At 62.0% G+C, this 22,067-nt stretch carries 22 protein-coding genes; 9 read left to right on the forward strand and 13 right to left on the reverse strand.

Annotation, left to right across the window (positions count from 1 at the left end; genetic code table 11):
• Window positions 1-18 precede the first annotated feature (18 nt).
• From NKJ67_RS00125 to NKJ67_RS00135, 3 genes are all read right to left on the reverse strand, one after another.
• Entirely contained in the window at window positions 19-879 is an 861-nt protein-coding gene (locus NKJ67_RS00125; RefSeq protein ID WP_352580323.1) for a C40 family peptidase, read from the reverse strand.
• 29 nt (window positions 880-908) lie between these two features.
• Entirely contained in the window at window positions 909-1,259 is a 351-nt protein-coding gene (locus NKJ67_RS00130; RefSeq protein ID WP_127321196.1) for a MarR family winged helix-turn-helix transcriptional regulator, read from the reverse strand.
• 73 nt (window positions 1,260-1,332) lie between these two features.
• Window positions 1,333-2,697, reverse strand: a complete 1,365-nt coding sequence (locus tag NKJ67_RS00135; protein WP_352580060.1) for a leucyl aminopeptidase family protein — start codon at window positions 2,695-2,697, stop codon at window positions 1,333-1,335.
• Between the two features lie 116 nt (window positions 2,698-2,813).
• Between NKJ67_RS00135 and NKJ67_RS00140 the strand changes: the two genes are divergently transcribed.
• Window positions 2,814-3,635, forward strand: coding sequence for a tetratricopeptide repeat protein (locus NKJ67_RS00140; protein WP_127321198.1), 822 nt, complete (start codon window positions 2,814-2,816; stop codon window positions 3,633-3,635).
• A gap of 84 nt (window positions 3,636-3,719) precedes the next feature.
• Here the strand turns inward: NKJ67_RS00140 and NKJ67_RS00145 are convergent, their stop codons facing one another.
• The 9 genes from NKJ67_RS00145 to NKJ67_RS00185 all read right to left on the reverse strand — a co-directional run bounded on the left by NKJ67_RS00145 (window position 3,720) and on the right by NKJ67_RS00185 (window position 12,841).
• The gene (locus NKJ67_RS00145; RefSeq protein WP_352580062.1) at window positions 3,720-4,742 is read right to left on the reverse strand and encodes a type II secretion system F family protein; all 1,023 of its coding nucleotides are present in this window, start codon (window positions 4,740-4,742) and stop codon (window positions 3,720-3,722) included.
• Window positions 4,743-4,751: 9 nt separating this feature from the next.
• Window positions 4,752-5,765 carry a type II secretion system F family protein gene (locus NKJ67_RS00150; RefSeq protein ID WP_027039545.1) on the reverse strand — a complete coding sequence of 338 codons (1,014 nt, stop codon included), beginning with the start codon at window positions 5,763-5,765 and terminating at the stop codon, window positions 4,752-4,754.
• A gap of 29 nt (window positions 5,766-5,794) precedes the next feature.
• Entirely contained in the window at window positions 5,795-7,288 is a 1,494-nt protein-coding gene (locus tag NKJ67_RS00155) for a TadA family conjugal transfer-associated ATPase (protein ID WP_352580063.1), read from the reverse strand.
• Window positions 7,289-7,317: 29 nt separating this feature from the next.
• Window positions 7,318-8,607: a CpaE/TadZ family protein gene (locus NKJ67_RS00160; RefSeq protein WP_352580064.1), complete on the reverse strand. Its 1,290-nt coding sequence runs from the start codon at window positions 8,605-8,607 to the stop codon at window positions 7,318-7,320.
• A gap of 38 nt (window positions 8,608-8,645) precedes the next feature.
• On the reverse strand, window positions 8,646-9,383 hold the full coding sequence (locus tag NKJ67_RS00165; protein WP_352580065.1) for a CpaD family pilus assembly protein: 738 nt from the start codon (window positions 9,381-9,383) through the stop codon (window positions 8,646-8,648).
• 14 nt (window positions 9,384-9,397) lie between these two features.
• Window positions 9,398-10,945, reverse strand: coding sequence for a type II and III secretion system protein family protein (locus tag NKJ67_RS00170; protein ID WP_352580066.1), 1,548 nt, complete (start codon window positions 10,943-10,945; stop codon window positions 9,398-9,400).
• Window positions 10,942-11,754, reverse strand: a complete 813-nt coding sequence (gene cpaB / locus NKJ67_RS00175) for a Flp pilus assembly protein CpaB (RefSeq protein ID WP_127397744.1) — start codon at window positions 11,752-11,754, stop codon at window positions 10,942-10,944. Before cpaB ends, NKJ67_RS00170 begins: the two co-directional genes overlap by 4 nt.
• A 213-nt stretch (window positions 11,755-11,967) precedes the next feature.
• On the reverse strand, window positions 11,968-12,486 hold the full coding sequence (locus NKJ67_RS00180) for an A24 family peptidase (RefSeq protein WP_352580324.1): 519 nt from the start codon (window positions 12,484-12,486) through the stop codon (window positions 11,968-11,970).
• A 172-nt stretch (window positions 12,487-12,658) separates the two neighbouring features.
• The gene (locus NKJ67_RS00185) at window positions 12,659-12,841 is read right to left on the reverse strand and encodes a Flp family type IVb pilin (protein WP_023811379.1); all 183 of its coding nucleotides are present in this window, start codon (window positions 12,839-12,841) and stop codon (window positions 12,659-12,661) included.
• 331 nt (window positions 12,842-13,172) lie between these two features.
• Here NKJ67_RS00185 and NKJ67_RS00190 point away from each other — a divergent pair, with 331 nt between their 5' ends.
• The 3 genes from NKJ67_RS00190 (at window position 13,173) to NKJ67_RS00200 (ending at window position 14,970) form a co-directional block, all read left to right on the forward strand.
• Window positions 13,173-13,595 carry a pilus assembly protein N-terminal domain-containing protein gene (locus tag NKJ67_RS00190; RefSeq protein ID WP_352580067.1) on the forward strand — a complete coding sequence of 141 codons (423 nt, stop codon included), beginning with the start codon at window positions 13,173-13,175 and terminating at the stop codon, window positions 13,593-13,595.
• Between the two features lie 137 nt (window positions 13,596-13,732).
• On the forward strand, window positions 13,733-14,314 hold the full coding sequence (locus tag NKJ67_RS00195) for a TadE/TadG family type IV pilus assembly protein (RefSeq protein WP_027039552.1): 582 nt from the start codon (window positions 13,733-13,735) through the stop codon (window positions 14,312-14,314).
• A 38-nt stretch (window positions 14,315-14,352) separates the two neighbouring features.
• Complete coding sequence (locus tag NKJ67_RS00200; protein WP_352580326.1) at window positions 14,353-14,970, forward strand: TadE/TadG family type IV pilus assembly protein; 618 nt, start codon at window positions 14,353-14,355, stop codon at window positions 14,968-14,970.
• A 36-nt stretch (window positions 14,971-15,006) separates the two neighbouring features.
• Here NKJ67_RS00200 and NKJ67_RS00205 read toward each other — a convergent pair whose 3' ends face one another.
• Window positions 15,007-15,927 carry a phosphate/phosphite/phosphonate ABC transporter substrate-binding protein gene (locus NKJ67_RS00205; RefSeq protein ID WP_352580069.1) on the reverse strand — a complete coding sequence of 307 codons (921 nt, stop codon included), beginning with the start codon at window positions 15,925-15,927 and terminating at the stop codon, window positions 15,007-15,009.
• Window positions 15,928-16,122: 195 nt separating this feature from the next.
• Here NKJ67_RS00205 and NKJ67_RS00210 point away from each other — a divergent pair, with 195 nt between their 5' ends.
• The 5 genes from NKJ67_RS00210 to dnaA all read left to right on the forward strand — a co-directional run bounded on the left by NKJ67_RS00210 (window position 16,123) and on the right by dnaA (window position 21,996).
• Window positions 16,123-17,364, forward strand: a complete 1,242-nt coding sequence (locus NKJ67_RS00210) for a phosphopentomutase (RefSeq protein WP_352580071.1) — start codon at window positions 16,123-16,125, stop codon at window positions 17,362-17,364.
• On the forward strand, window positions 17,357-18,244 hold the full coding sequence (gene mutM / locus NKJ67_RS00215) for a bifunctional DNA-formamidopyrimidine glycosylase/DNA-(apurinic or apyrimidinic site) lyase (RefSeq protein ID WP_352580072.1): 888 nt from the start codon (window positions 17,357-17,359) through the stop codon (window positions 18,242-18,244). Before NKJ67_RS00210 ends, mutM begins: the two co-directional genes overlap by 8 nt.
• A gap of 128 nt (window positions 18,245-18,372) precedes the next feature.
• Complete coding sequence (locus NKJ67_RS00220; RefSeq protein ID WP_352580073.1) at window positions 18,373-19,146, forward strand: enoyl-CoA hydratase; 774 nt, start codon at window positions 18,373-18,375, stop codon at window positions 19,144-19,146.
• A 183-nt stretch (window positions 19,147-19,329) separates the two neighbouring features.
• Complete coding sequence (gene rpsT, locus NKJ67_RS00225; protein ID WP_027039558.1) at window positions 19,330-19,596, forward strand: 30S ribosomal protein S20; 267 nt, start codon at window positions 19,330-19,332, stop codon at window positions 19,594-19,596.
• A 924-nt stretch (window positions 19,597-20,520) separates the two neighbouring features.
• A complete protein-coding gene (dnaA, locus tag NKJ67_RS00230; RefSeq protein WP_352580074.1) occupies window positions 20,521-21,996 on the forward strand; it encodes a chromosomal replication initiator protein DnaA in 1,476 nt (491 codons plus the stop codon).
• Window positions 21,997-22,067: the final 71 nt, after the last annotated feature.

Consider the following 22,067-nt stretch of genomic DNA (forward strand, 5'->3'; position numbering starts at 1 on the left):
GGGGCGAAGGAAGAAAGGCTACGGCCTCCTGAACCCGGTCGGACCGCCGTAAAGATATCCGATGCGGGCGACGGCGTCCTTCAGCCCTTCGCGCGACACCAGCATGGTGTGGCCGTTGGCGTGGATCATCGTGTCGGCGTCGGTCATGACGGCGACATGGCCCTTCCAGAACACCAGATCGCCGCGTCGCAACCCGGAGAAATCAGGTCCCGGTTCGAGCGGCTCGCCAAGTGTCGCCGCCTGCATGTCGGAATCGCGCAGCACGTCTCTGCCGGCCATGCGCATCGCCAATTGCACCAGACCCGAACAGTCGATGCCGAAACCGGAAGTGCCACCCCAGAGATAGGGCGTGCCGAGAAACGCTTCGGCAACTGCGACATAGTCGGAGGCAGCTTCACTGAGCGGCCGCAGATGACCTGCAATCAGCGTCTCCCCGGAAGGCAGGACCGCATAGTGCGTACCGCGTGTCTCGGCGGCCTCCGTCACCGTCACCGTCGATCCCATCGACAATTGTCCGGCGATCGGAAAGCGCAGATCCGGCCCGGGGTAGAGGAAGGTGCGCGGCACGCAGACGATGTGCGTCGGCGCATGGTCCCGTTTGCCCAGCATCGTGTCGGCGACATAGCCGACATAGCCGTCGCGTTCGGCCTGGACCCAGGCCCAGCCTTCAGCGACATCGAAGACCAGGACATCGTCGCCGAACAGCGCTTGCGTGTTGACGTCGGCGTCCGGCCGCGGCGCCTTGCGCATTTCGGCCACTGACGCGGTGACCCGCGCCGGCCGGCCGGCGACGAAGCGCTCGGCGGTGACCTCGCCCTTCAGCCTTGCATCGGCGAGATCGGAGCGAAAAGCGTGAAGGCGGGCATCCCTGGCAGTCAAATCGAACACTCTGTTGAAAGGTAATGCGCTCACATCGGCAGTTCGAGCGCCTTGGCGATGATACCATCGCCGAAGCGCTCGACAAAGAGCGCGCCCTCGACCGTGCGCCTGATCAGCACATTGCGCTTGTCGAGTTCATCGCGGTGACGCGAAACGAGTTTCAAAGCGCCCATCGTGTCGAGGGCGCGGGTGATCACCGGCTTGGTGACATTGAGGCGCGCGGCGAGCCCGCGAATGGTGTGCGGTGGCGGGTCGAGATAGATGGTGAACAGGATCGCCGTCTGGCGCATGGTCAGATCGGGCGCGTCGTCGCGCACCTGTGACAGCATCACTTGCTGCCACAGTCGCAAGGCCTGGCTCGGGCGCATAGCAATCGACATCGCGCCAGCATGACGGCAAATTGTTTCGGTTCCGTTTCAGTCGAGGCAATTTTGCCGGCTCCGCCTGCAACCGTCAGCCGTAGCGTTTCGCGATGATCCGCTCTAAGGCGCGGATGCCTTGTGCCTCGCCGCCGGCGGGGCCATGCGGGCGATCGGCCGGGTTCCAGGCGAAGATATCGAAATGCGCCCAGCCCGCGGTCTTTTCGACGAAGCGTTTCAGGAACAGCGCCGCCGTGATCGAGCCGGCGAAACCGTCTGATGTGACATTGTTGATGTCGGCGATTTTCGACGACAGTTTTGCATCGTAGGGCCGCCACAGCGGCATGCGCCACAGAGGGTCCTCGGCCGCGACGGAAGCCGCCGCAAGATCGGATGCCAGCGCTTCATCACTTGTGTAGAACGGCGGCAGATCGGGGCCGAGCGCGACGCGGGCAGCCCCGGTCAGCGTCGCCATGTCGACCAGAAGCTGCGGCTCCTCCTCGTCGGCCAGCGCCAGCGCATCGGCCAGCACCAGCCGCCCCTCGGCATCCGTATTGCCGATCTCGACAGTGATGCCCTTGCGGCTCGCAAGCACATCTCCGGGCCGGAAGGCGTTGCCGGCAATCGAATTCTCAACCGCGGGAATGAGCACGCGCAGCCACACATTCAGCCCGGCAGCCATGATCATCGAGGCAAGGCCAAGGACATTGGCAGCACCGCCCATGTCCTTTTTCATCAACAGCATGCCGGACGATAGCTTGATGTCGAGACCGCCCGTGTCGAAGCAGACGCCCTTGCCGACCAGGGTCACCTTCGGCGCCCCTTGCTGCCCCCATCGCATATCGATCAGGCGCGGCGCGCCGGCCGACGCACGGCCGACAGCATGGATCATCGGGAAATTCCGGTCGAGGAGATCGTCACCCTTGACCACCGAGACTTCGGCCTTGTGCCTGGCGGCCAGGGCCCGCACCGCCTGCTCCAAATCTTCCGGACCCATATCGCTGGTCGGCGTGTTGACCAGATCGCGTGTCAGGAAGACGCCATCCGCAATGCGGCGAACGCGCCCGGCATCGACGCCTGCCGGCAGGCCGAAGCGCAGCGCCCTGCCTGACTTCTTGCCGTAACGGGTGAAGACATAGCCGCCGAGCAGCAGCGCGGTCGCCGCGAGGTCCGGCTCGGCCGGCGCCGAGGCGAAATGCCAGTCGCCTTCCGGCAAGGCTTTCGACAGCGCGCCAAAGGCGAGCGCGCCTTCGCCATCGCCGATACCAAACAAGGCGCCGCCGAGCGCCCCGTTTTCGCCGGGCACGACCAGCGTCCTGCCTGCCTCGCCGGAAAAGCCGTTGGCCCTGGCCCAGGCGACAGCGGCCGGCGCAAGGCCGGCCGCGTCCAGACCGTCCCTGGCGACCAGATGGACCGGCAGCGCGCCCGGCAATGTCTTCCCGACGAGTTCGACAGGCATGCGATGTTCTCCGTGTGAGTCGCCGTTCTTAACCGTCCGTTAGGGTTAACAGAATATTTCTGCGGGAGGGAAGACGGCCACGCAATGGCCGCGCATGAATGGAGGCTTAGGTGGCCATGCCGACCAACCGCAGGATCAATGCCAGGGGAAAACGGCTCATCACCACGGCCCTTGTGCTGGCGCTGGCGGCCGGCGTCGCCGGCTGCGGAACCGACAAGCTCTCCACCGGCTCTATCGCACGCACCAGCGGCAAACCGCTGGAAAGCATGTCGGCCGGGGAACTGCACAATGCCACCGGCGCACTCGGCCAATCCTACGCGAAGAACCCCAACGACAAGCGGATCGCGACGAATTATGCGGCGGCATTGCAGATGGATGGCGACGCCGATCAGTCGCTGGCCGTGATGCGCAAGCTCGCCATCGCTTTGCCCAAGGATCGTGACGTTCTTGCCTCCTACGGCAAGGCGCTGGCCGCCAATGGCCAGTTCGAGGCGGCACTCGACGCCGTGCGCCGCGCTCAAACACCGGAATATCCCGACTGGAAGCTGGTGTCGGCCGAAGCGGCCATCCTCGACCAGACCGGCCAGAAGGACGATGCGCGCCAGCTTTACCGCAAGGCGCTCGACCTTAAGCCGAACGAGCCTTCCGTGCTCTCCAATCTTGGCATGTCGTATGTGCTGGAAGGTGACCTGCGCACCGCCGAAACCTATATGCGCTCGGCCGCGCAGCAGCCGAATGCGGACAGCCGCGTCCGCCAGAACCTGGCACTGGTCGTCGGCCTGCAAGGCCGGTTCGACGAGGCCGAGAAGATCGCCTCGCAGGAGCTCTCGCCCGAACAGGCGCAGGCAAACGTCGCCTATCTCAGGCAGATGCTGGCCCAGCAGAATGCCTGGAGCCAGCTCAAGGACCAGGACAAGCCGAAATCCGCGACCAACTGAGACCACAATCCCGATGCCCAACGAAGAAGCCGCGCTGCATGCGCGGCTTCTTCGTTTGAGGGAATGCAGGAATTTGCCTTGCCGCTACTGGGCGTTTGTTGCCGGCGCCGGATGATCGCCGAAGATACCGCGCTGGCTGACCTGAATGCCGGCGGGACCCAGGATGATGGCGAAGAGCACCGGCAGGAAAAACAGGATCATCGGCACTGTGAGCTTTGGCGGCAGGGCGGCGGCCTTCTTCTCGGCCGCATTCATGCGCATGTCGCGGCTTTCGGCGGCAAGCACGCGCAGTGCATGCGCCACCGGCGTGCCGTAACGCTCGGCCTGGACGAGCGCCTGCGACACCGACTTGACCGAATCCAGGCCGGTGCGGCTTGCCAGGTTCTCGTAGGCCTGCTTGCGCTCCGGCAGGTAGGAAAGCTCGGCGTTGGTGAGGATGAACTCTTCCGCCAGCGCCACCGATTGCGCACCGATCTCGTCGGCGACCTTGCGCAGTGCCGCTTCCACCGACATGCCCGATTCGACGCAGATCAGCATCAGATCGAGCCCATCCGGCCATGCCATCTGGATCGACTGCTTGCGCTTGGTGGCGCGGTTGTTGACGTAGACGACTGGCGCGTAGAAGCCGCCGTAAGCAACGAGGATGCAGACGAACAGCCTGATGACCAATGGCTTGTCGGGCAGTCCTCCGAGCACGAAGATGTAGATTGCGGCCAGCGCGAAACCGACGAAAGGAAGAACGAGGCGGAAGAAAAGAAACCGCGTCAGCGGGTTCTGTCCACGAAAGCCGGCCACCTTGAGTTTCTGCAAGGTGCCTTCATCGGCGAGCGCGCGTCTCAGATCCAGCCGGTCGACAATGTTGCGCATGCCGACCGACTGTTCCTCGCGCAAGCCCTTGCGACGGCGGTCGGCCTCGACCGCAAGCCGGGCGCGCTGTTGCGCACGCAGTTCGTCGCGTTCCAGCGCAACGGATTTCATGCGTGACTTCAGCTGGTTTCCGCCAAACGCCGGCAGCAAGGTGAAGACGGTCGCAAACACCGCTATCGCGACCAGCATCGCGATCAGGAAGCTCGGATCCGTCAGGGTCTTGATGACTTGCTCGGTCATGCCAGCATCCTAGACTTCGAAGTTCATCATCTTGCGCATCACCAGGATGCCGATCGACATCCAGACCGCAGAGCAACCAAGGATCAGGTTCCCGACGCTGGTGTTGAAGAGCGGCATCAGGTAGGCCGGGCTCGACAGGTAGACGAGAAAGGCGACGATGAAGGGCAGCGCACCGATGATCGCGGCGGACGCCTTCGCTTCCATCGACAGCGCCGCGACCTTGGCTTTCATCTTCTTGCGATCGCGAAGCACGCGCGAAAGATTGCCCAGCGCCTCGGAGAGATTGCCGCCGGCCTGCGATTGAATCTGGATAACGATGCCGAAGAAGCTTGCCTCGGTGCAAGGCATGGTTTCGGGCATGCGCAAGGTCGCGTCGGGGATAGAGAGGCCCATCTGCTGTGAATCGACGATGCGGCGAAACTCGGCCTTCACGGGTTCGGGCGATTCGTTGGCGATCAGGCGCACGGCGTCGTTCAGCGGCAGGCCGGATTTGACCGCGCGCACGATGATGTCGAGCGCGTTTGGAAATTCGTTGAGGAACGCCTTGACCCGGCGGGCGCGGCGAAACGTGACGAACCAGCGCGGCAGGCCCAGCCCCCCGGCCAGCAGCACGCCCGGCAAGGCGATCAGCGGGGCTCCGGCCACAAAGGCGACAATCGTCAAAACGACGCCGCATATTGCGGAATATATATAGAAACGCTCGATGGTGGTCTTGAGGCCGGCCTGACGAAGCTGGGCTTTCAGCGGCGGTTTCTTAACGCGGCTGTCCTTGGTTTTCTGCTTGGCGTCGAGTTCGTTGAGAGAATCCTGAACCGATTTGCGCCGCTTGGTGGCTTCCGCCACGCGGTCGCGCGACGCTTTGACGACGGAACGATCCGTCTCGGCAGTCCTGATCGTTTCGAGCCGCTTGCCGACCTGTTTCTCGTTGCTGATCCGGGTGAACAGAAATGCATAAGCTACGGCGCCGGCGCTGAAGCCGGCGAGCACGACAAACGCCAGTACTGTGCCGTCAATTCCAAACATTGGCCCGAACCCTTACACCCCAGCGTACGTCAGTCAGCGCGTTTCTCCATCGCCTCGAGCGCAATGGCGAGACGCTGCTCTTCGCCGTAATAGCGTGCACGCTCCCAGAAATGCGGACGGCCGATGCCGGTCGATACGTGCTCACCCAACAGCCTGCCGTTGGCGTCCTCGCCCTTGATGTTGTAGAGGACGATATCCTGCGTGATGATGACGTCGCCTTCCATCCCGATCACCTCGGTGATGTGGGTGATGCGGCGCGATCCGTCGCGCAGGCGCGCCGCCTGGATGATCACGTCGATGGAGCCGACGACGATTTCGCGCACCGTCTTCTGCGGCAGCGAATAGCCGCCCATCGCGATCATGGATTCGATACGGTTGAGGCATTCGCGCGGGCTGTTCGAGTGGATCGTGCCCATCGAGCCGTCATGGCCGGTGTTCATCGCCTGCAGAAGATCGAACACTTCGGGTCCGCGCACTTCGCCGACGATGATGCGCTCGGGGCGCATGCGCAGGCAGTTCTTGACCAGGTCGCGCATCGTCACCTCACCCTCGCCCTCCAGATTGGGCGGGCGGGTTTCGAGGCGCACCACATGCGGCTGCTGCAATTGCAGCTCGGCCGAGTCTTCGCAGGTGATGACGCGCTCCTCGCGGTCGATATAGTTGGTCAGGCAATTGAGCAGCGTGGTCTTGCCCGAGCCGGTACCGCCCGAGATCACGATGTTGCAGCGAACACGGCTGATGATCTTGAGAACTTCGGCGCCCTGCGGCGAGATGGCGCCGAACTTGACCAGTTGATCGAGCGTCAGCTTGTCCTTCTTGAATTTGCGGATGGTGAGCGTGGCGCCGTCGATGGAGAGCGGCGGCGCGATGACGTTGACGCGTGAGCCGTCGGGAAGGCGCGCGTCGCAGATCGGGCTGGATTCGTCGACGCGGCGGCCAACCTGGCTGACGATGCGCTGGCAGATGTTGAGGAGCTGCTGGTTGTCACGAAAGCGGATACCGGTCTGTTCGACCTTGCCGTTGACTTCGATGTAGACGTTCCTGGAGCCGTTGACCATGATGTCGGCGATGTCGTCGCGGGCGAGCAGCGGCTCGAGCGGCCCATAGCCGAGCACGTCGTTGCAAATGTCCTCGAGCAGTTCTTCCTGCTCGGCGATCGTCATTGCGAAGTTCTTGATCGCGATGATGTCGTTGACGATGTCGCGGATTTCCTCGCGCGCGCTTTCGGGATCAAGCTTGGAAAGCTGCGACAGATCGATGGTGTCGATGAGCGCGGAGAAGACCTGGCTCTTGGTGTCGTAATAAGTTTCGCTCTTTTCGCGCTGTGCCCGCTTCGGCTCAGGCGCCAATGGCGGTGCCTCGACCGCACGGCGCGCCGGCGGCGCGACAGGTGCCGCTGCGGGCCGGGTCAGAACCGCGGTGTCCATGGAACCCGCTGCCGGCGGCGCAACAGGCGCCGGTGCTGGCTGGCGAAATTCCGGCGTGAACCGGTTGCCGTCGTCGCTGCCTCTTTTACCAAACATGATCGACTACCGATTCCACTGCTGAAGCGTCACTTCTTGTTGCGCGAGAGCTTGCCGAGCAGGCTGCCGAGCCCGGCCTTCTTCTTGATCTTGATTTCGCTGCGCCCGGTCAGCACATGCGCCATTTCGTTGATCATCGCGACGACCGGGTTCTTGGCATCCATTTCGCCAAGCATGCGTCCGTTGTTGGCGGCATTGCCGAACAGCAACGGATCAAAAGCAATGACCGACATCGGCGACAGGCCGAGCGGCTCGGCGAAATCGGACGGCGAAATCTCCGGGCGCTTCGGGACGCCGGCCTGGTTGATGATCAGCTTGGGCGGCGGATCATTGGGGCGAAGCCGCTTGAGCATGTCGACGAGGTTCTTGGTGTTGCGCAGATTGGCAAGTTCCGGTGTCGCGGTGATGACGACCTCGTCGGCCTTGACCAGGGTGTTCTTGGTCCAGCCCGTCCAGGCATGGGGGACGTCGAGCACCAGAAGCGGCACGCTGCGCTGGGCGGTGTCGATGAGCTGAACGAAGGCCTCGGGATCGAAATCATAGACCCGTTCGAGCGTCGAAGGAGCTGCCAGCAGCGACAGATGCTCGGCGCACTGGGTCAGCAGCCGGTCGAGATAGACTTCATCGATGCGTTCCGGTGAAAACACCGCCTCGGCGATGCCTTGCGCCGGATCCTGGTCGAAATTGATGTTGGCGGTGCCGAAAGCCAGATCGAGATCGGCGACGACCACTTCGGATTTGAACAGGGAAGACATCGCCCAAGCCACATTGTGGGCGATCGTCGAAGAGCCGACACCGCCCTTGGCGCCGACGAAGGCGATCGAGCGGCCGAGCGGCTCGGCTTCCGGATCGATGAAAATCGACGACACCACGCTGACGATGTCGGCCATCGAGACCGGAGCGATCACATATTCCGAAATGCCGTTGCGGATGAGTTCCCGGTAGAGGCCGACATCATTGTAGTGGCCGATCACCACCACCTTCGACGTCGGATCGCAATATTCCGAAAGCTGGGCGAGTTGTTCCAGCAATTGCTTGGGCTCGCTGCGCGATTCCAGCAGGATCAGGTTGGGCGTCGGCGCCGATTGGTAGAATTCGATGGCAGTGGGGACGCCGCCCATATGGACCTTGAGATGCGCCTTCGTCATACGGCGGTCCTCGCCGGCGCGCTCGACCGGGTTGGCAACACCCTCGGTCTCGCAGAATGCCTGGATCGAGATCCGCGGGATCGGCCGCAACGCCTGCATCGCGGCGATGTCCTGCTGCGAGGTATCGCTGCCGTCCACCGGGGCGTCGTAGGCAAGGTTGCTCATCGTCATGCTCTTTCCCGTGGCCTGTTCTATCCGAGACTGGCGGCTCAGTACGTCACTTCCGAATTGCCGAGGAACTCGTCCGAGATGCCTCTCTTTTGGTAAACATCGATGGCTTGGCTACGATTTGCCGGATCAATATTGGCAGATTTACGCGGGCCGAGCAGGTCAGACGGGTTGGCCATCTGGGCGGCAAGATTGTTCTGATAAGAGCAACCGAAATCGGCATAGTGCTTGTTTTCCGACGTGTCGACGAGGTCGGCTGGCCAGCGTCCGCATTTGTCGGTCTGCGCCCTCACCGCAACATAAGCGACGCGGACCGGCGAGGATATCTCGCTGGAGGCAGCCTGATAGGAGGTGACGACAAGCCGGTTGCGCTTGACGCCGCTGGCGATCGCGAGCCGGGCGAAATCACGGGCCGCCGCGGTGGCGGCGACCTCGTTGGCCGATCCGCTCGGGACCTGGATCGTCAGCGTCGGCGCGGCACTCTTGTCATAGCCATCCAGGAAGCCAAGAAGCGTGTCACGCTGATAACCCGTCATGCCGCGGTCACCGGCGCCGACAGGCAGGTCGATCTTCTGGTTCTTCTCGGCGATCACGATCGGATGGTTGGTGCGGTAGTCGTCCGGGATGGCGCCGACCGTGATGCTGTCGCGCTGGGCGCAGCCGGCGAGCAGCGCCGCCACCGCAACTGCCAGGACAGGAACGAACCGCCGGCAGACCCGCGAGCGGCCAAAACGCATCGTCGTAGCGATGGTCCTTGCCTTCAATGCTGACTGAGACATGTCCGCTTCCCCGCTCACTTGTAGATGAAGCCGACAACGCCGTGATAACGGCCGTTGGGCTTGTCGGTCTGCATGGTGCCGTAGACGCGATTGACGCGGCCAAGGAACATGCCGGCGCCATCGCTGGCGGCGTTGAAATTGTCGTCCGGCTTGGCAAGGTCGTTGCGCGCAACCGGCTTCACCAGATAGGGCGTGATAATGATGACGAGCTCGGTCTCGTTGCGGACGAAGTCCCTGCTGCGGAAGAGCGAACCGAGCACCGGGATCTTGGCCAGGCCAGGCAGGCCCGAGATGGCCTGGCGAACGTCGTCGCGAACAAGACCGGCGATCATCATCGACCCGCCCGAAGGCAGTTCCACGGTGGTATCGGCAAGCCTCTTGCGGATCGACAGGATTGTCATGCCGGGTTGATTTATAGTTTTGCTGCTACCCCCACCTTCGAGAGTCGGCGCACCATCCGTGGTCGGCTCCGAAACAGACGTCCTGACCTTGAGGCTTATGCGCCCCGCCGATAACACAACCGGTTGGAACTCGAGGCCAATGCCGTATTCGAGCTTTTCAAACGAGTATGTGGTCAGGCCGGTCTGGTTGTCGTCCGACACGTTGCTTGAGCGGCCGGTGACCAGATTGTACTCGCCGCCGACCTTGAATGTTGCCTTCTCGCCCGACACGGCGGTAAGGGTCGGCTCAGCCAGCGTCTTCATCACGCCGCTCTGTTCCATGGCATTGATGTAGGCTTGGAGGCCGTTTCCGATCCCGTCTCCCAGCAACAAATCGGTTGTCTGCGAAATCGGCTTGCCCAACCCGAAAGCAGGTGAACTCGCCGCGCTGTAGGAAATGCCGTTGGAGCTGCCGCTGCCGACCATGTTGACGCCGAGCTGCTTCATCACCGAGCGGCTGACTTCGGCGACCGTGACCTTCAGCGTGACCTGGTCGTCGCCAATGATCTGGATCAGGTTGACGATCTGGCTAGTGCGCCGCTCCTGATCCGGATTGTTGATGTCGACACCGCTCTGGGCCGAACCGCCGGCCGCCGTCTGCGAATATTGTCCCGTCGTTGCTTCACCACCCGACACGAACATGTTCGCCAACTGTTCGGCGCGCTTTGCATCCAGCGGCGTGTCGACCGTTCCGGTCAAGACGACGTTGTCGTTCAGCAGCTCCACCTTGATGGCCGACGTCGGCAGGAAGCGCCTGATATAATCCTCCAGGCCAGCAACGTCGCGTTCGACGGCCAGATCAAGACTGACGATCTGCTCGCCATTGGGGCCGAAGACAAAGATGTTCGTCTCGCCGACCGCCTTGCCGAACAGATAGATGCGCCGCGCGGTGCGGGTCACCGCATCGGCAACCGCCGGGTTGGCGACGAGAATGTCGTAGGCATCGCTCGGCAGGTCGATGACCACCGACTTGTTGAGGCCGAGCTTGACGCGCTGGGTGGCCGTCGATGCCGTGACCTGCGCGTTCTTTGCCTCGACGACGCTGCCTTGCACGTTCGCTCCGACGAGCAGCAGGCCGAATGCCGCGGCTACGATTGCCGGCAGTTTGCCACCTAGCTTCATTTCCTTGCTCCCACTTCGGAAACTTCGCCCGACTTGATCAACCTCACCGTTCCCCTGCGGCCATTGCCGGAAACGAGATAGTCGGCCTCACCCACATTCTTTTCCTGCGTGTCCGCGACCGCCCGCAGCGCCAGGGTCAGGCGATCCGCCATCTGCTGGGCGACGGTGATGATCTCCGCCTGCTTGGGCGTCAGTTCCAGCGTGGCGGTCTGGCCCACCCTGGTCTTCTTGCCTTCCTCGTCCTCCTGAATGGTCTGGTCGATGGCGAGGACGCGGATGTTCTTGAGGATGGTCTCGGTGTTGAAGCCGGCGGAGCCGCTGGCGGCATCGGCCCTGCGGGTCATGATGACATCGACGAAATCGTTGGGAAGAATGAAGCCGCCGGCCGACGTATCGGCCGAGATGGCCGTGGCGACCGCCCGCATGCCGGAAGGCAGGATCGACGACATGAAGCTCTGACCCTCGCCGATCAGCTTGGAGCGCCGCAGGGGTTCTCCGGCATACATCGCCACACGGGCAATGGAACCCTTCAGCTTGTCCAGTGCCTCGGGCTCGGCGGTGCGGGTGATGAAATTCGCGTTGACGCCGTCGGCGGGCCAGGATTGCCAGGCGATGTTGTTTTGGATCGGATTGCCCATCGGAACGTCGCCCGAAAGCACAAGCACATCCTGGAGTGCCACCGCCGGGGCCTGGGGACCGGAATCGACGACGACCTGGGGCGGCGGTGCCACCATGTTCTTCGCGACATAGCCAGCGCCACCCGCCGCGGCCACCGCCACGCTCAGAATTATCAATCGCGATGCTGGCATCTGTCCGAACCCTTGCCCTGGCAAACCACGTAGCCAAGCCGGACTTTGCAGCGGCAATCGTCAAAACAAGGTTAATGTAATGCTTACGATCGTGATTAATTTAAGGTTTACATAAATTAGCCGGAATGTGGCCAGCACGACCAAAATGGCCGGGCCGGCCCTGTTGAGAACGGGGTTTCGGCAATGCTGACAGACAATAAAATAATATCGTGGTCAGGCCGCCAGCCTGGCCAGCGCCCATATCATCAAAGGCGAGTCCGGATAGGTCAGCAACCCGCCAAGGCCGAGCGCGACGCCGTAGGGAACGCCTTTTGCCTCGTCGGCGAAATGGCGCAGAAACGGATTTTGGCCGGTAACGGCCGCAAGCATCGACTTCCGGTAGAGGATGATCCCGAGCGTCAGCAGGCCGCCGATGATTGTCGAGGCGACAAGATACTCCACGAGATTGACATTGAGGCCCATCCACATCGCGGTTGCGGCCAGAAGCTTGGCGTCGCCGCCGCCCATGCCGCCCATTGCAAACAGGCCGAACGTCACGGCCAGAACCAGGGCGCCGGCGGCGAAGTGTCCGCCATAGGCCGCCCAGTCCATGCCTGTAAGGGGCGCGACCAGCGCGAAGACAACGACGAGCAGCACCGGCACGCGGTTGGCGATCGTCATCGACAGCATGTCGGAGATCGCGGCAAACAGCATGCAGAACGGAAAGACGACGAAGATCAGGGCTTCAAGCATCGGCGCCATGCCTATTGTCCGATTTCACGGGGCTCAATCTAAGTATGTTCGATTAACGATTGATGAGGCCAGGAACGAAAAGACGACCTATATTGGCAGCGGCATAGAAAAAGGGCCGCCACGCGGCGGCCCTTTTCCAGAAATGTAATGCAAGTGCTCGGCGATAAGCCGATCAGCTGCCGCTCGGCGTGCCGTTCAGGGTGGTGCCGATGTTGGTGAACTTGGCGTTCAGCGCATTGCCGAGCGTGCCGGCGCCAGTGATGATGGCGAGCGCGATGAGAGCGGCGATCAGACCATATTCGATAGCGGTCGCGCCGGATTCGTCCTTCACAAAACGTGCGATGAGATTAGACATTCGAGAGCTCCTACTCCACGTGTTACAGCACTTCCGTCAACTTCTGTGATGGTTGATCGGATACTGCCAATCTAGGGAGAAGCTCTTTCGATCGGCTTAAGAAACAGCCTTACCGATTCCTTTCCCGGTTCGAACATATTGCGTGGTTAACTTCGGGCTAATGTACCGCCGCGCCTTCCAGTTCCGGGTTTGGCAGGCTTGCGACCCGACCGGACCGCGCCTCGCGGGTGGCTGCCGGCCAATACACGATTGGCAACATCGCATGCTTAACCGTTGGTTCACCAATCTCGTTCATGTTCCGTTGATCAGTCCGCCTGCGTGGAGCGCCTCAATGGCCCAGCCGAGATCGTCAATCCTGATTGCCGCGCTTCTTGCCGTCTCGAGCTTCGCGGCTCCCGCCATGGCCGGCGCCGGCATCGAGGTCACGATGAACCAGGCCAAGATCGTCAAACTGTCGCGTCCGGCAGACACCATCGTGGTCGGCAACCCGGCAATCGCCGACGCTTCGGTGCAGGACGCCTCGACGATCGTGCTCACCGGCAAAGGCTTCGGCGTCACCAATCTGGTCGTGCTCGATACCGACGGCAGTCCCATCGTCGATGAGCAGGTTACCGTCGTGCGGCAGGCTGCTTCGTCGGTGCGCATCTATCGGCGTGCCGAAATCCAGACGATGTCCTGCACGCCCTATTGCGAAAGCTCCTACAAGAGCGAAGCGGAGAAGTCTTCCGAAGCGGAGATGAGCGTCAGCCGATAGGTGGCGTGATCGGCTGCCGTTCCGGTTATCGGCTGGTTAAGAGGCCTGCGCCGACTTTAACGATCATCCAAACCGGACCTCAATTGGTTTGCGCTAATGCTCCTTCCGAGACCGCATAGAGATCGGCAGGATCGGACATGAGCACGGAATTCGGCTGCACAGGCGACCACAGAGCGGGACGCCGAAGGTTTTTCGCCCGCTTCCTTCGTGACCGGCGCGGCGCCACGGCAATCGAATTCGCGATCCTTTCAGTCCCCTTCGCGCTGCTTGTCTTCGCCATTCTGGAAAGTTGCATTTCATTTGCCGCGCAGGAGGTGATGGCCAACATCACCGACGATGTCGCGCGCCAGTTGCGCACCGGCCAGTTAAAGGCGGCCACCGTCACTGAAGACGGGTTGAAGACCACGATCTGCAACAAACTGCAGATCATCGTCGCCCAGGACTGCAAGCTTCAGTTGATGGTGGATCTTCGCCAATACACGGCATTCGCAGACGCGGCGGCGGCCGGCTTCAAGATCAAGAACAACGATGTCCAGTTGACGAACGGCACCACCGAAGTGCCCTTTTCCACTACGGCGGGTGCGGCGGAGTCGAGGAACATGCTGCGGGTCTTTTACAAATGGCCGATCATGACCGACCTGCTGGCCAAATCGATGGGCGGCAACAAGACCCTGCATTTCGCATCGGTGACCTGGCAGAACGAGCCGTTCGACAACTGAGCGGAATGCACGAGCAGTATAAGAAAAGGGCAATGAGCATGACGCGTGCGGGGGCACATCTTATGATTACGGGAGTTTGGCGCAAAGCAAGTCGATTCTGGTCGGATCGCCGCGGCATCGCAGCAGTCGAATTCGCTTTGATCATGCCAATTCTGCTGATCATGTATTTCCTCACAATGGAAGCGTCCCAAGCCATCGAGACCAGCAAGAAGGTCAGTCGTATCGGCAGCATGGTGGCCGATCTCGTCACCCAGCAGACAAGCGTCCTCAAAGCGGATGTCGACGCCATCATGCAGATCGGCAGCGTCACCCTTCAACCCTACAATCGCTCAAACCCGACCATCACCATCACGGCAATCCAGGTCTCGGCCGATGGGACACAGGCACTGGTGGTGTGGTCACGCAAATTGGTAGCCGGCGTCGCCAGCCGTGGCGCCGCCGCCACCACCGCGACAACAGTCCCGGCGGCGCTCAGAGTCGCCAACACTTTTCTCATCCGCGTCGAAAGCAATCTCGGCTATACGCCGGTCATCGCATGGAGCGCGAGCAGTCAACAGAAGCTTGGGCTGACCTCGGCTTTCAGCAACATAAATATGGGCGAAACCTATTTTCTGCGCCCCCGCAGAAGCGTGGCAATCCCTTGCAGCGACTGTTGAACAGAGGCAGTCAGGCGCGGCGCAAGGCCGCTCCAGCTACTGCTGCTGTCCACGGTCCGAAACGAAGCGCACGATAGCAGCGGCCATCTCGTAGTCTTTTGGCGCCACGGTGGCGAAGCCGCCGGGATGCTTCGACTCCAGAAGGTCGTAGATATCGGGCGTCGTCGACTTGAGGTTGGTGAGGAACACGGTGAGCCGGCGCTTGGCTTCGGGGTCGAGATCGCTGCGGACCGCGTGCGGACCATATCTCAGCAGACCCGACGTCCACACGACACGAAGCGACGTCACCGAGAGCCCTGCCGCCTCCAACCTCGCCTGCGTGCCCGACGGTTCTCGCGGGCCGTCGGCAGCGGCCGTCACCCAGCCGAACAGGCCATCGGCCCCGCCGTCGACCAGCATCGTCTCGGCCGCCGCGGCCGAATCGGCATGGACCAGAAACGGCGCATCTTCCGCGATCTTGCGGCCTTCCGCCGCCAACGCCGCCAATGGCAAGAGAGAACCGCCGACGCTGTCCGAAGGCGCCATGGCGATACGATGGCTGTCCATCGCCGCAAGGCCGGGCAGCTTGCCGTCCCGCGTCAGCAGAACGGAGCGGATGCCGATCGAGCCGTCTGAATCGACCGGAGCGACAAGCGGCTCGATACATAAGCAGCGCTGCGAGGCCGTCGCATATGCGGTGGCCGAATAGATCGCGTATTCGATGCGGGCATTGGCCTGCGCCTCGATCAGCGCGGCATAGTTGCGGGCAACGACAAACTCGACCTTCATGCCCAAGGCCTTGGTGTAGGCGTCGGTCAACACAGCCAGCCCCGGGACGGAGTTGCCGGCGCCTGGATCGGCAACGATGCCGATGCGAAACGTGCCGATATCATCGCGCCAGTCGGCATGCGCCGGATTGGACCAGAGCCCGACCTGCGCCAGCAGGAGAGCGGCATAAGTCTTCAGCGCAACTCTCATGACAGGAACCACGGTCTGTTGTCCTCGATCCATGCCCATGCGCGGGGCATTTGTGCATGTCGTTATCCCAAAACCGCTGCGCACTTTTGGGCGACATGCACCAGACTATCACGCCAAGCCGTTGCCGTTTGGTTTCCGAATTGCCAATGAAGTCGCGGAACCCTATGTCTGGTCGGTCAAACTGGCAACAACTCGATGACGCGCGCTTTCCTCTTCGTCCTGGACTCCTTCGGCATCGGTGGAGCGGCCGACGCCGACCGCTACGGCGACGCCGGCGCCAACACATTAGCGCACATCGCAGAAGCCTGTGCAGAGGGGCGCGCGGATCGCGAAGGGCTTCGCAGTGGACCGCTGTTTGTCCCCCATATGGCCTCGCTCGGGCTTGGCAAGGCCGCCGAAACCGCAACGGGGCTGGGCTTTGCCAGCAGCGGGACGGATCTGCTCGCCACTGCCTTCCACGGCGCCGCACAGGAGGTTTCGAGCGGCAAGGACACGCCGTCGGGCCATTGGGAAATCGCCGGCCTGCCGATGCGCCTCGACTGGGGCTATTTCCCGGATAGGATTCCCGCCTTTCCGGCCGAACTGACCGAGGCGATCATCCGCGAAGGCAAAGTGCCGGGCATTCTCGGCAATTGCCATGCGCCGGGCACCGAGATCATCGAGCGCTTCGGCGAGGAGCACATCCGGACCGGCAAGCCGATCTGCTACACGTCGGTCGACTCGGTCCTGCAAATCGCCGCGCATGAAGTTCATTTCGGCCTCGATCGGCTTTATGAATTCTGCCAGGTGGTGCGCAGGCTGGTTGACCCGCTGAGGATCGGACGGGTGATCGCGCGGCCGTTCGTCGGCGAAACCACCGCCACTTTCGAGCGGACATACAACCGTCATGACTACGCCGTGCCCCCGCCGGAACCGACCCTGCTCGACCGGCTGACGGCGCGTGGCAGCCGTGTCATCGCCGTCGGCAAGATCGGCGACATCTTCGCCCATCGCGGAATTTCGCAAGTGCGCAAGGCGGCAGGCAATATGGCGATGTTCGACGAGGCCCTGGGTGCGATGGATGATACCGGCGACGGTGATCTCGTCTTCGCCAATTTCGTCGACTTCGACACCGAATTCGGTCACCGCCGCGATGTCGCGGGCTATGCTGCAGCGCTCGAGGCCTTCGACCTGCGGCTGCCGGAGGCATTTGCGAGGCTGCGGCAGGGCGATCTTCTCATCCTGACGGCCGACCACGGCAACGACCCTACCTGGGGCGGGACCGATCACACGCGCGAGCGCATTCCGGTGATCGGCACTGGACCGGGTCTCAAGGGCGGCGACATCGGACTGAGAACGACATTCGCCGACATCGGCGAGACCGTGGCCGAGCATCTCGGGCTGGCGCCCGGACGCTACGGCGCTTCTTTCTATACGGCGATCGGCGGTCATGCCTGAATTGCCGGAGGTCGAAACCGTCCGGCGCGGACTTCAGCCGGTTCTGGAAGGCGCCACCTTCGCCCGCGTCGAGGCGCGCCGACCGGATCTGCGCTTTCCATTTCCCGAGAAATTCGCGCAGCGACTGACGGGCAAGACGATCACGGCACTCGGCCGCCGGGCCAAGTATCTGACGATGGACCTGGAAGGCGGCCCCGTGCTGATCTGCCATCTCGGCATGTCGGGCTCATTCCGCATCGAGACGGCCGATGGCAGCGACATGCCCGGCATCTTCCGGCACGAGCGCTCGAAGAGCTCCAATCACGATCACGTCGTCTTCCATATCGTGTCTCCGGCAGGCGCCCGATCCCGCGTGATCTTCAATGATCCGCGCCGCTTCGGCTTCATGTTGTTTGCCGAAGGGCCGGACGTCCATCCGATGCTGGCCGGACTCGGCGTTGAGCCTACGGGCAACACATTGGACGGCGCGCTGCTTGCCTCATTGATGAAAGGGCGGCGATCACCGCTGAAGGCAGCGCTCCTCGACCAGAGGCTGATCGCCGGGCTCGGCAACATCTATGTGTCGGAGGCGCTGTGGCGCGCCGGCCTGTCGCCGCTGCGCGAGGCGGGCACGATCGCCAAGCCCGGAAAGAAAGCCCAGGCCCAAAGCGAACACCTCGTGCAAGCCATTCGTTCGGTGATATCGGATGCGATCGCAGCCGGCGGTTCCTCACTGCGGGACTATATGCAGACCGATGGGTCGCTGGGCTATTTCCAGCACGCCTTCGCCGTCTACGACCGCGAAGGCGAGGCCTGCTCCAAGCCCAGCTGCGGCGGCCACATCGAACGTGTCGTGCAGAGCGGCCGATCGACCTTTTATTGCCGGACGTGTCAGCGATGAGTTAGAGCAATTCCAAGTGTGAAACTGTTTTCCATTCGGAATTGCGTCAAGACAGGGAGATGGAGCGGTTCTGCGTTTGCGTGAAACGATGAACCGCTCCAGACGAGCGTGAGCAAGGAGAAGCAGCCATGACCTATGAGACGATCATCACCGAGACGCACGGCAAGGTCGGGCTGATCACGCTGAACAGGCCGCAGGCACTCAACGCGCTCAACTCCCAGATCCTGACCGAAGTGGTGGCGGCCGTGACCGGTTTCAGCGCCGATGCCGGTATCGGCGCCATGGTCATCACCGGTTCTGAAAAGGCTTTCGCCGCCGGCGCCGATATCAAGGAGATGCAGTCCATCTCCTACGCGGACGCCTACGCCCAAGACTTCTTCGTCGGCTGGGAAGAGCTTACGCGGGCGCGAAAGCCAATTATCGCGGCGGTGGCGGGCTATGCACTCGGCGGCGGCTGCGAACTGGCGATGATGTGCGATTTCATCATCGCCGCCGATACGGCCAAGTTCGGCCAGCCCGAAATCACGCTCGGCGTCATTCCAGGCATGGGCGGGTCACAAAGGCTGACCCGCTTCGTCGGCAAGTCGAAGGCGATGGACATGTGCCTGACCGGGCGGATGATGGATGCCGCCGAGGCCGAGCGTTCTGGCCTGGTGTCGCGGGTCGTGCCCGCCGGCGAACTTGTCGAGGAGGCGCTGAAGGCCGCGGCCAAGATCGCCGCATTCTCGCTACCATCGGTGATGATGGCAAAGGAGGCTGTCAACCGCGCCTTCGAGACGACGCTTGCCGAGGGGTTGCGGTTCGAGCGCCGGCTGTTTCACTCGCTGTTTGCATTGGACGATCAGAAGGAAGGCATGGCGGCCTTTGCCGAGAAGCGGAAGCCGAATTTCACCAACCGCTGACGCCAATACCTTGGCTGCGAAGAAGATGACTGTTGGCCGCCAAAAAGAAGGCCAGGCAGCGTTGACGCGCCGGAAAAGCTGAACTATAAGCCGCACCAACCGAGGCGGCCCCGTGGCTGCCCGTTTTGTTTTTTGCGCCCTGCGGCATCCCGCATGCGCCGACCAGATCAGAAGAGAGGCATCATGGCCAATACATCCTCGGCCAAAAAGGCAACGCGCAAGATCGTCCGCCGCGCAGCGGTCAACAAGAATCGCCGCTCGCGCGTCCGCACCTATATCCGCCAGGTCGAAGAGGCGCTTGCCTCCGGTGACAAGGCTGCCGCACAGGCTGCCTTCAAGATCGCGGAGCCGGAATTGATGCGTGCCGCGACCAAGGGCGTAATCCACAAGAATACGGCGTCCCGCAAGGTGTCGCGACTGGCTCAGCGGGTCAAGGTACTGTCGGCCTGACATTACTTGCCTAGACTGACGTTCTTGGAACCCGGCCGCTTGTGCCGGGTTTTTTCGTTTGCCGGCAAGCACTTAAAAAGAATGTCCGGAAACGCCGTCTTATGCGGGATTTCACATTTAGGAATAGTTTGCCGACATATGCATGCCTGCTGTTGATCGGCATGCTTGAAACGGCCGACCTAAAGATTCTTGATTGTCAGAAATAGATTATATTTTTCAGACACTTACAGATGGTGATCCACAGCTTGTCCACACCGGTCGGACCCGATCGGGGACAAGTCGCTGTCAAGCGAATTATTTCAGAATATTTCTGTCGGCGTCCGGTTTTTCATATTCACCGGAAAAGGGTTTGAATCACAATGGCTTTGTTAAATTGTGCCGTTGCGGCACGCCACTCGAACCCACCTCCAGTAACCAGATTCCTTAAAAATCCGTTAGACGTGGCCTTGCCCTATCCACAGCGATTTCGGTAGTGTCGATCTATCGAAAGGGACGGGCTCTGGCTCTTAACCCAAGCCTGAATCGGCCAGCTTAAATTGGCGGGATTTGCAACGCGGATCAAGTCCGCGGACGGGTTTGGTTTGTCTTTTTCGATACGGTAGGGGACTGGCGTAACTAGACATGGCAGGTAGACGGCGCGCCGGCGCACTTTCGCCGGACGGTGTTGTATTGCCCTGACATACCCAACGCGGACTGGCTTCCATGGGCCGGCACCGGTTCCCACGGATAATGGGCGACGTTCATCTGCCGGCGGCGGCAGCGGACATCGTAGCAAAGAGTTAGGTCGCCGGAACCGGATGCAGGAGGCGCATCCCCGGTGGAAAACAGGTACGGAAGGACAAGGAAAAGATCATGCAGAGCGGCATCGAAAGGGAGCTTACGGGCGACCTCCCATTTCCTGGAACTTTGATCGGAGCAAACGACATGGCGGTGTCCAGCGACGCGGAACAGAAATTCGACCGGGTCAAGACCCAGTTGAAGGCGCGCCTGGGAACCGAAGTCTATTCGAGCTGGTTTGGCCGCATGAAGGTCGCCGAGGCTTCCAAGGGCATTGTCCGCATCTCGGTGCCTACCGCCTTCCTGCGCTCATGGATCAACGGCCACTATCTCGACCTCATCTCCGAGTTGTGGAAGCAGGAGGATCCCGATCTCCTCAAGATCGACATCGTCGTGCGCACGGCAACCCGTCAGGGACGCAGCCAGGCCGAGCCAGAGGTAACGCCAGCACGCAGCAAGGTGACACGGCAGACGCAGACGGCGCTTGCCGCCGGCACAGTCAGCCCCAGCCGGGTGGAGCGCGCACCGGCTCCGCGTCCGGGCACACCGATCGAGAGCGAATTCCGCCACAACGTTTTGGGATCACCGCTCGATCCGCGCTACACGTTCGGCTCCTTCATCGAGGGACCGTCGAACCGGGTGGCCTTCGCCGCCGCCAAGGCAGTGGCGGAATCGCAATCGAGCGCGGTGCGCTTCAATCCGCTTTTCCTTCACGCAACCGTCGGGCTCGGCAAGACACATTTGCTGCAGGCCATCGCCGCGGAATCGCTGAAGCAGAACCCCAAGTCGCGCGTCGTCTATCTCACGGCCGAGTATTTCATGTGGCGCTTTGCCACCGCGATCCGCGACAACAACGCGCTGACGCTCAAGGAACAGCTGCGCGACATCGACCTGCTCATCATCGACGACATGCAGTTTCTGCAGGGCAAGTCGATCCAGCACGAATTCTGCCACCTCATCAACATGCTGCTCGACAGCGCCAAGCAGGTCGTCGTCGCCGCCGACCGGCCGCCATCGGAACTGGAATCGCTCGAACCGCGGGTCCGTTCGCGCCTCAATGGCGGTGTCGCGCTTGAAATGTCGGCGCCCGATTTCGCCATGCGCCTCGGCATGCTCAAATTGCGCCTTGCCACGGCCAGGAGCGACGACGCGTCGCTCGACATTTCGGAGGAGATCCTCAATCACGTCGCCCGCACCGTGACCGGTAGCGGACGCGAGCTGGAAGGCGCCTTCAATCAGCTTTTGTTCCGTCAATCCTTCGAGCCGCAGATCACCATCGACCGGATCGACGAAATCCTCGGCCACATCTATCGCACCGGCGAGCCGAAGCGTGTCCGTATTGAGGACATCCAGCGCATCGTGGCGCGTCACTACAATGTGTCGAAGACCGAATTGCTGTCCAACCGGCGCACGCGCACCATCGTCAAGCCGCGGCAGGTCGCCATGTACCTGTCGAAGGTGATGACGCCGCGCTCGCTGCCTGAGATAGGACGGCGTTTCGGCGGCCGCGATCACACCACGGTGCTGCATGCCGTGCGCAAGATCGAGGACCTTTCCGGCAACGACAACACGCTGGCGCAGGAACTTGAGCTTCTGAGGCGGTTGATCAACGACCAGGCCTGATCCTCCGGGGATGGCAGAGCCAGAACAATACCGGAATTCAATGGCTTGCCAGTGCGGCGCTGGGCCTGGAT

The sequence above is a fragment of the Mesorhizobium sp. M0088 genome, from assembly GCF_040322895.1.
Lineage (GTDB): Bacteria > Pseudomonadota > Alphaproteobacteria > Rhizobiales > Rhizobiaceae > Mesorhizobium.